The organism is Inquilinus limosus MP06 (assembly GCF_000767795.1).
GTDB lineage: Bacteria > Pseudomonadota > Alphaproteobacteria > DSM-16000 > Inquilinaceae > Inquilinus > Inquilinus limosus_E.
In genome coordinates this window covers 1-9,159 of record NZ_JANX01000223.1, presented here as the reverse complement: position 1 = coordinate 9,159, position 9,159 = coordinate 1, and the positions used below count along the sequence as shown (strand labels likewise).

The window sequence follows — 9,159 nt, the reverse complement described above, 5'->3', positions numbered from 1 at the left end:
CGGCCGACCGCATCGACTGGGTGCGCCTGGTCCCCGGCGCCGACCGCCGAGCCCTGTTCGACTGGACCGGCGGCACCTTGAAGGCCGGCTGGCTCATCCCCTGAGGGCGATGCTCATCCCCAGGGATTGAGGACTGCCGCGCCGGTGCCGGCGACATCCGCAACGTTGCGCGTGACCAGAGTGAGGTCGTGCGCGATCGCCGTGGCCGCGAGCAGCGTGTCGATGACCGGTCGCGGGCGGTCGGCGGACAGTTCGCCCCACAGCTTCGCCGTTGCCGCATCAACGGCAAGGATCCTGTTGGCGAAGCCCGCTTCCAGCGCATCGGCCCAGGCGCCGAGCCTGGCGGCCATCCCCGCGTCGGACCGGCGCCTGGTCTCGATGCCCTTGCGCAGCTCGCCGAGCGTCAGGACGCTGACGAACAGCCGCGCCGGGTCGGTTTGCGACAGAAAGGATAGAACCCGAGGTTCGGCCCGCGTTCGGCGGGTCTCCGACAGGATATTGGTGTCCAGGAGGAAACCGGCGCCGCCGGTCACAGTGCAATCTCACGGCCGCGATCGCCGTCGCGCTCGATGGTGAAGTCGTCCACCTTCGGGCCGCCGAGCAGAAGGTCCCGGACATCCGTCTGGCGCGACAGCAGAGCACGGTAATCCTCGATCGACAGCAGCACCGCACGCTCGCGGCCGTGGCGCGTGATCGTCTGCGGCCCCTCGGTCCGGGCCTTCTCGACCACCTCGCTGAAGCGCGCCTTCGCTTCTTGGACCTGCCACTCCGCCATGCCACATCTCTGACCAGTCTGACCATAATATTGGTTTGATAGGTCATTAAAGCAAGTTTGTCGCTCAGCTGGTGGCATTGATGGTGCACGCCCGGGCGACGTTCGGCAGCCAGGCCTGGCAGAAGTCGAGATAGGTGCGGACGATCCGCGACGGGTGGCGGTGCGGCGGATAGAGCAGGTGCAGCGCCCATTCCGGCAGCGGGTGGTCCGGCAGCAGCGGCACCAGCCGGCCGTCGCGGATCGGGCCGGCGGCCAGAAAGGGCGGCAGCTCGGTCACCACGTCGCCGGCCAGGGCGCGGTGGCACAGAAGGTGATAGTCGTTGGCGGTCAGCACCGCCCGGGGCGTCACCGCCTGGCCACCCAGCTCCCATCGCACCGGGGCGTCGATCCGCGTCGACCACACCGCGCAGGGGAAGCCTCGAAGCGCCTCGGGATCGGCGGGCGCTCCCAGCCGCTCGACCAGCGCCGGGGCGGCGACCAGCACGTTGCGGAAGCTCAGGACCGGACGCGCCACCATCGCCTCATGCACGATGGCGCCGACGCGCAGGGCGACATCGATGCCGTCCTCCACCAGGTCCATGCGCCGCTCGGTCGAGTAGACGAAGACCTCGATGTCCGGATAACGGCGCTGGAAGGCGGCCAGCAGATCCCACCACGGCTCGAAGGTCTGGGGCAGGGACAGGCGCAGCCGCCCCTTCAGCCGGGCCTGGTCGCTGACCACCGCCTGCTCGGCCTCCAGCAGCGCCTCGACGCCGCGCCCGGCATGCTCGTAGAGGCGGGCCCCGGCATCGGTCAGCCTGGTGCCGCGGGTCGACCGCTCCAGCAGCTGCACCCTCAGCTGCCGCTCCAGCTCGCGGATGCGGCGGCTCAGCGTCGGCAGCGGGACGCCCAGGCGGGCCGCCGCGGCCGACAGGCTGCCGGCCTGGACGACGGCGACGAACATGCGGGCGGCGTTCAGATCCATGCCGCCAGCCTACCAGATATGAGAGACCGATGGTCATCGGCGACGCTTCATTTCCAGATGCGGCTAGGTCATCTCCTGTGCGCGGAAGGCCCCCCGCGTCACCCGGAAAGCACCATGATCAAGACCAGCAGAAGGATCCTCGCGGCCATGACCCTGTTGATGGCGAGCGCCGCATCGGCGCAGACGGCGATGCCGGTCACGGTCGAGACCTATGACCGCGCCCAGACCGACGTGTATTTCGCCGGGGTGGCGAAGGCCGGCGGCTTCGGCCGGTTCAAGCACGGGCGCGAGCTGTCGCCCCCGGCGCAGCAGGGCATCGTCCGCGGCAACCGCGACACGCTCTATTCCTTCGCCATCCTCGACCTCGACGCCGGGCCGGCGACGGTCACGCTGCCCGACGCCGGCCGGCGCTACATGGGGATGCAGGTCGTCAACCAGGACCAGTACACCCGGGCGACCTTCTACGATGCCGGCAGCCACACCCTGACGCGGGAGGCGATCGGCACGCGCTACGCCATCGTCGTGGTGCGTTTCCTGGTCGATTTCGCCAGCCCGGACGACGTCGCCCGGGTCCATGCGCTGCAGGACAAGGTGACGCTGGCCCAGGACCGGCCCGGCAGCTTCGCGGTGCCGGATTGGGACCTGGCCAGCCTCGGCACCATCCGGGCGGCGCTGCAGCAGCTCGGCACCACCGTGACCGACACGCGCCGGATGTTCGGCGCCGGCCCGGCCGAGGTCGACCCGGTGCGGCACCTGATCGGCACGGCCCTGCTGTGGGGCGGCAATCCGGAAAAGGACGGGCTGTACCTGCCGATCACCCCGGCCCGCAACGACGGCGCCACCGTGTACCGGCTGACGGTCGGCGAAGTGCCGGTCGACGGCTTCTGGTCGCTCACGGTCTACAACAGCGCCGGCTATCTGCAGCCGAACCCGCGGCACGCCTATGCGGTGAACAGCCTGACGGCGAAGGCGGGCGCGGACGGCATGGTCACCATCCAGTTCGGCGGCTGCGACGACGCCGCGGCAGTGAACTGCCTGCCGATCACGCCGGGCTGGAACTACACCGTGCGGCTGTTCCGGCCGCGGGCGGAGATCCTCGACGGCACCTGGCAGTTCCCTCTCGCGCGGCCGGTCGGCTGAGGCTCAGGCGCCCTGCCGCTCGAAATGCCGCCGCAGCAGCCGGGCGTTGCGGCGGTTGGCCTTCAGCCCGATATCGAGGATGTCGCCCAGCACCGGCACGCTGCCCAGGGCGACGTCCAGCACGACGTTGCCGGCCATCATCGCCAGCACCCGGTTCGGCGCGCCGAGGCGCCGCGCCCGCAGGATCAGCCAGGCGGAGAGCAGCCCGCCGGCCGCGTCGCCCAGCCCCGGCACCAGCCCGATCACCGAATCCAGGCCGAAGCGCCAGCCCAGCAGCGGCAGGCGCCAGCGTGAATCCAGCAGGGTGGCGAGGCGGTCCAGGCGGTCCAGTTCGGCGGCGTGGTCCAAGGCGGATCCCGGGCGGTTGCAGCCGGGATGAGATGGGGCCGCGGCGGCCGGATGTCCATCGCGCCCCTGCCCCCGCTGCAGTCGACAATCCTCCCATCATGCGATCGATCGCCGTGTCGGAAGGGCTGGTGACTCCGGCTTGGGATCGTTCTAGTTTAGAACGACTCAAAACTGAGCAGCGCGAACGGAGGAAACATGGCCAGCGAAGGCAAGTGCCCCGTTACCGGCGGCGGCAGCCGTGGTCACACCAACCGCGACTGGTGGCCGGACCAGCTGAACCTTTCGGTGCTCCACCTGCACTCCGCCCTCTCCGACCCGATGGGCGAGTCGTTCGATTACGCCAAGGAATTCAAGACCCTCGACCTGGATGCGGTGATCAAGGACCTGCGGGCCCTGATGACCGACTCGCAGGATTGGTGGCCGGCCGATTTCGGCCATTACGGCGGCCTGTTCATCCGCATGGCCTGGCACAGCGCCGGCACCTACCGCATCGGCGACGGTCGCGGCGGCGGTGGGCGGGGCCAGCAGCGCTTCGCGCCGCTGAACAGCTGGCCGGACAACGGCAACCTCGACAAGGCCCGCCGCCTGCTGTGGCCGATCAAGCAGAAATACGGCCGCAAGCTGTCCTGGGCCGACCTGCTGATCCTGACCGGCAACGTCGCGCTCGAATCGATGGGCTTCAAGACCTTCGGCTTCGCCGGCGGCCGCCCGGACACCTGGGAGCCCGACCAGGACATCTTCTGGGGCCCCGAGGGCAAGTGGCTGGGCGACGAGCGCTACAGCGGCGACCGCGAGCTGCAGGGCCATCTCGGCGCCGTGCAGATGGGCCTGATCTATGTCAACCCGGAAGGCCCGAACGGCAATCCGGACCCGATCGCCGCGGCCCGCGACATCCGCGAGACCTTCGGCCGGATGGCGATGAACGACGAGGAGACGGTGGCCCTGATCGCCGGCGGCCACAGCTTCGGCAAGACCCATGGCGCCGGCGACGCCGCCAAGGTGGGCAAGGAGCCAGAAGGCGCCGACATCGTCGAGCAGGGCCTTGGCTGGATGAGCAGCCATGGCAGCGGCTTCGCCGGCGACGCGATCACCAGCGGCCTGGAGGTGACCTGGACCTCGACGCCGACCAGGTGGAGCCACGAGTTCTTCCGCAACCTGTTCGAATATGAATGGGAGCTGACCAAGAGCCCGGCCGGTGCCCATCAGTGGACACCGAAGAACGGCGCCGGTGCCGGCCAAGTCCCCGATGCGCACGATCCGTCGAAGCGGCACGCCCCGGGCATGCTGACCACCGACCTGTCGCTGCGTTTCGACCCGGTCTACGAGAAGATCTCGCGGCGCTTCTACGAGCATCCGGAGGAGTTCGCCGACGCCTTCGCCCGCGCCTGGTTCAAGCTGACCCATCGCGACATGGGCCCGCGGGCCCGCTATCTGGGCAAGCTGGTGCCGCAGGAGACGCTGATCTGGCAGGACCCGCTGCCCGAGGTCGACCACCCGCTGGTCGATGAAGGGGATGTCGCGGCGCTGAAGGCGAAGGTGCTGGCCTCCGGGCTCACCGTGCCGCAGCTGGTCGCCACCGCCTGGGCGTCGGCCTCGACCTTCCGCGGCTCCGACAAGCGGGGCGGCGCCAACGGCGCGCGCATCCGCCTGGCGCCGCAGCGGTTCTGGGAGGTCAACCAGCCGGAGCAGCTGGCCAAGGTGCTGGAGACCCTGGAGGGGATCCAGAAGGACTTCAACGCCTCGGCGGCCGGCGGCAGGAAGATCTCGCTGGCCGACCTGATCGTCCTCGCCGGCGGTGCCGCGGTCGAGAAGGCGGCGAAGGATGCCGGGCAGGACGTGCGGGTGGCCTTCACCCCGGGCCGCACCGACGCGACGGAGGAGCAGACCGACGTCGACTCCTTCGCGCCGCTGGAGCCGAAGGCCGACGGGTTCCGCAACTATCTCAGCAGCGGCACGCACCTGCTGCCGCCCGAGGAGCTGCTGGTCGACCGGGCGCAGCTGCTGACGCTGACGGCGCCCGAGCTGACGGTCCTGGTCGGCGGCCTGCGCGTGCTGGGCGCCAATGCCGGGAACTCCCCGCATGGCGTCTTCACCAGGCGGCCGGGCGTGCTGACCAACGACTTCTTCGTCAACCTGCTCGACATGAGCACGAAGTGGCAGCCCTCCGCGGATGCCCACGGCGTGTTCGTGGGCCGGGACCGGAAGACGGAAGAGGTCCGGTGGACCGCCACCCGCGTCGACCTGATCTTCGGGTCGCATTCGCAGCTGCGGGCGCTGGCCGAGGTCTATGGCAGCTCCGACGGCCAAGCGCAGTTCGCCAAGGACTTCGCCGCGGCCTGGACCAAGGTGATGAACCTCGACCGGTTCGACATCGCCTGAGTTCGGTCGCAGGCCCCCGGCATCGATCGCCGGGGGCCTGCTCCGGGTTTTTTGAGACTGACATCAACCGTCATGGCGAGCCCCGAAAGGGGCGTGGCCATCCAGGGCCGCTCGCACCGGCCTATGGATGGCCACGCCCCTTTCGGGGCTCGCCATGACGTCTTTGAGCGGGGCGACCCGCCCGTTAGACACGCTGGGATTGCATTTAGAAAAAATTATTCGCGAATTAAGCAATTGGATATCGCCGATTCCAGGTGATAGGTTGATCCTGTTTTAGGAATTTCTGAATTCGGCCGCGTTTCTGTTTTGAGTCGAAGAATTGGCAAGCCGCCGGGGGCGTCATGCGCAAAGCGATGGATTCGGCCGACGGGAGCCCGATGGCGCGGCTTCGCGGGGCGGCGCGCCGGGCCGGTCTGCTGCTGGCCGCCGGCCTCCTTCTCCTCACCGCGCCGGCCCTGGCCGACCCGGCCATCTGCACCGCCGAACGGCCGCTGCCGCTGACGCCGACGGATCCGGATCTGTGCAAGAGCCTGATCGACGCCGTGCGCCATCCCTCGGCCCTGCCGCTCGACCAGTACGAGGCCAAGCTCAACCAGTTCTTCGGCAATTACTGCCACCGCGACGCCGCCTCCGGCTGGCGGCGCGACAAGCATGTCCGCGATGCCGGCCCCTTCACCGCGACCCTGGTGGACGGCGCCTGGCAGGGCAAGGGCTTCGGCACCCACACCCCGGTGGTGATCTGGTATTCGCCCGACATGGCCGACTGGCTGGTCGCGCACCGCTCCGGCGAGACGGCGGGGACGAACCCGCCGCCCGCGGTGCCGGACGGGGCGATCATGGTCAAGGAGATGTTCCCGTATCCGGCCGCCGCCTGCGCCGGTGTCGATCCGGTGAAGCTGTACCCGACCTCCGGCGCCGCGGTGATGATCCGCGACAGCAAGGCCTCGCATGACGGCTGGTTCTGGGGCTGGTACGGCTTCGGGCCGAATGGCGGCTGGTCGCCCGACTGGCCGGCGAGCCCGAACAACGGCATCGGCAATATGGGCTTCGCCCAGTACTGCATGAACTGCCATGCCTCGGCCAAGGACAACCTGACCTTCGCCTCGCCGCGCAACATGGAGGGCGAGCCGGGGCGGCCGCTGGTCTATCTCAGCCAGTCCTGGTTCTCGCCGCCGACGCCGCCGGACCATCACCGCGCCGTCACCCTGCCGCCGGACGACGTGACCCGGCTGGGCGAGCCGCTGTACCAGGCCGACACGGCAGTCGACCAGGCGCTGCGCGCCTATCTGCTGAAGATGCCGGGCTGGGATTCGGTGCCGATGATGCCGTCGGCCAGCTACGACAACACCTGGGTCGCCGCCGGCGGCCCGCGCGCGGCGGACCAGTTCGTCTCCTCGACCCAGTGCCTGGGCTGCCACGACGCCGGCAGCACCGGGCTGCAATTCGACATGACGGCGCCGAACCCGCATGGCGACACCCTGTTCAACCTGTCGCCCTATGCCACCTGGCGCAGCTCGCCGATGGGGCTGGCCGGGCGCGACCCGTTCTTTTTCGCCCAACTGGCCAGCGAGACCCAGACCTTCCATCCCGATGCGAAGCAGATCGTCCAGGACACCTGCCTCGGCTGCCACGGCATCCAGGGCCAGCGGCAGTTCCACATCGACACCTTCGCCGATTCCGGCAAGTGCCTCGACTTCACCCGCGAGATGGTGAACGCGGTGCCCTGGCCGGACGGCAACCCCACCGCGGCGCTGGCGAAATACGGCGCGCTCGCCCGCGACGGCATCTCCTGCACGGCCTGCCACCGCATGGCGCTGGGCCAGGCCGCCGCCGGCGTCGCCGACGCGCCGGAGAACGCCTGCATCACCGAGCGGCAGGATTTCCTGAACCCGGACAGCACCGGCTTCGCCCGCACCTTCACCGGCAGCTTCCTGGTCGGCGCGCCCGACAAGCTGATCGGCCCGTTCGAGAAGCCGCAGGTCAAGCCGATGCAGAACGCGCTCGGCATCACGCCGGAGCACAATGCCGCGATCAAGAGCTCCGAGGTCTGCGGCAGCTGCCACACCGTGCACCTGCCGGTGCTGCAGCCCGCGGTCCCGCCGACCCTCCAGACGGCGACGCCCACGCAGGACCCGGCGGTCATCACCCATATCTACGAGCAGACGACCTATCCGGAATGGGCGTTCAGCGCCTACCGCACCGGCACCACGCCCGACGGTCCGCTGCCGCTCGGCCCCGGCAGCCTGGCCCAGTCCTGCCAGGATTGCCACATGCCGTCGAAGACGGCGGACGGCAAGCCGATCCGCAGCAAGATCGCCAGCATCCAGGAGTACAGCAACTTCCCGGAGGCCGAGAACAACCTGGGGCCGGAGGATATCGACCTGCAGGTGCGCGACGGCTTCGCCGCGCACACGCTGGTCGGGCTGAACGTCTTCCTGATCAAGATTGCGCAGCAATTCCCCGACGTGCTCGGCATCCCCACCGCGGACCCGATGCTGACCCGCGGCGTCGCCCCGCTGGTGCGGACCGAGCAGGCGATGCTCGACCTCGCCGCCAGCCAGACCGCGGATGTCGGCGTCGGCAAGGTGTCGATGGACGGCGGCCGGCTGCAGGCGACCGTGACCGTGCGCAGCAGGACCGGGCACAAGCTGCCCTCCGGCGTCGGCTTCCGCCGCGCCTTCGTCGAGTTCCAGGTGCTGGACGGCAACGGCGACACGCTCTGGGCCTCCGGCCGCACCAACGCGGCGGGCGCGCTGGTCGACCAGGCCGGCCAGCCGCTGGACGGCGAATACTGGTGGACCGACGACTGCAAGTCCCGCATCCGGCCGGAGGCGCGGCTGATGCAGCCGCATTTCCAGACCATCACTCGGCAGGACCAGGCCCAGATCTACCAGGAGCTGGTGTCGACCCCGCCGCCCGACGCCACCGCCGCGATGTGCGGCCCCGGCAAGGCGCCGCAGGGCATGCTGACCACCAGCTTCCTGTCGATCTGCACCACGGTGAAGGACAACCGCATCCTGCCGCAGGGCTATCTGCCCTTGTCTGACCGCACGCAGATCGCCAAGGCGTTGGGCGCCGGCGAGGAGCTGGCGCAGGAGGCCGGCTCCACCGGCGTCGGCGACGACCCCGACTATGCCGCGGGCGGCGGCGACAGCCTGGTCTACGACCTGCCGCTGTCCGACCTGCCGGCCGGCAGCCGCCCGGTCGCGGTCAAGGCCACGCTCTACTACCAGGCGCAGCCGCCCTTCTACCTGCAGGACCGGATGTGCACGGCGACCGGCGACGACGCGGAGCGGCTGAAATTCCTGGTCGGCCACCTGAATGTCGAGGGCACCCAGGTCGACGGCTGGAAGCTGGCGGTGGTGTCCAGCGGCTCGGTGGCGCTGCCGCTGCCGCAGTCGCCGTGAGGGGGCGGCATCCGCATATCCCTGGCTAAAGCCATCGCGAGCATAGGAGCGCGTGTGGCCTCTCCCGCAAGCGAGACCTTTTCAGAATTCCCGCAGGTCGTCGGGGACACTCATGGCGAAAGCAAAATGAGTCCCCCCTCCCCTTG

At 69.6% G+C, this 9,159-nt stretch carries 7 protein-coding genes; 3 read left to right on the top strand and 4 right to left on the bottom strand.

Translation table 11 applies throughout. From position 1 onward, the window contains the following. Positions 1-113: 113 nt before the first annotated feature. The 3 genes from P409_RS17630 to P409_RS17620 form a co-directional block, all read right to left on the bottom strand. A complete protein-coding gene (locus P409_RS17630) occupies positions 114-533 on the bottom strand; it encodes a type II toxin-antitoxin system VapC family toxin (protein WP_034840332.1) in 420 nt (139 codons plus the stop codon). Next, a complete protein-coding gene (locus P409_RS17625) occupies positions 530-775 on the bottom strand; it encodes a type II toxin-antitoxin system Phd/YefM family antitoxin (RefSeq protein ID WP_034840329.1) in 246 nt (81 codons plus the stop codon). Before P409_RS17625 ends, P409_RS17630 begins: the two co-directional genes overlap by 4 nt. Positions 776-839: 64 nt before the next feature. Next, positions 840-1,739, bottom strand: a complete 900-nt coding sequence (locus tag P409_RS17620; protein ID WP_034840328.1) for a LysR family transcriptional regulator — start codon at positions 1,737-1,739, stop codon at positions 840-842. Between the two features lie 114 nt (positions 1,740-1,853). Between P409_RS17620 and P409_RS17615 the strand changes: the two genes are divergently transcribed. Beyond that, positions 1,854-2,879, top strand: coding sequence for a DUF1254 domain-containing protein (locus P409_RS17615; RefSeq protein ID WP_081991588.1), 1,026 nt, complete (start codon positions 1,854-1,856; stop codon positions 2,877-2,879). A gap of 3 nt (positions 2,880-2,882) precedes the next feature. Here the strand turns inward: P409_RS17615 and P409_RS17610 are convergent, their stop codons facing one another. Then, positions 2,883-3,227, bottom strand: coding sequence for a DUF4112 domain-containing protein (locus P409_RS17610; protein ID WP_034840327.1), 345 nt, complete (start codon positions 3,225-3,227; stop codon positions 2,883-2,885). A gap of 195 nt (positions 3,228-3,422) precedes the next feature. Between P409_RS17610 and katG the strand changes: the two genes are divergently transcribed. Together katG and P409_RS17600 are read left to right on the top strand one after the other, a co-directional pair. Continuing rightward, a complete protein-coding gene (gene katG / locus P409_RS17605) occupies positions 3,423-5,606 on the top strand; it encodes a catalase/peroxidase HPI (RefSeq protein ID WP_034840326.1) in 2,184 nt (727 codons plus the stop codon). 377 nt (positions 5,607-5,983) lie between these two features. Continuing rightward, on the top strand, positions 5,984-9,013 hold the full coding sequence (locus P409_RS17600) for a hypothetical protein (protein WP_034840334.1): 3,030 nt from the start codon (positions 5,984-5,986) through the stop codon (positions 9,011-9,013). Positions 9,014-9,159 lie beyond the last annotated feature (146 nt).

Coding starts and splice junctions, on each gene's coding strand:
- P409_RS17625 (WP_034840329.1), bottom strand. CDS start 775: ATGGCGGAGTGGCAGGTCCAAGAAGCGAAGGCGCGCTTCAGCGAGGTG.
- P409_RS17620 (WP_034840328.1), bottom strand. CDS start 1,739: ATGGATCTGAACGCCGCCCGCATGTTCGTCGCCGTCGTCCAGGCCGGC.
- P409_RS17615 (WP_081991588.1), top strand. CDS start 1,854: ATGATCAAGACCAGCAGAAGGATCCTCGCGGCCATGACCCTGTTGATG.
- katG (WP_034840326.1), top strand. CDS start 3,423: ATGGCCAGCGAAGGCAAGTGCCCCGTTACCGGCGGCGGCAGCCGTGGT.
- P409_RS17600 (WP_034840334.1), top strand. CDS start 5,984: ATGGCGCGGCTTCGCGGGGCGGCGCGCCGGGCCGGTCTGCTGCTGGCC.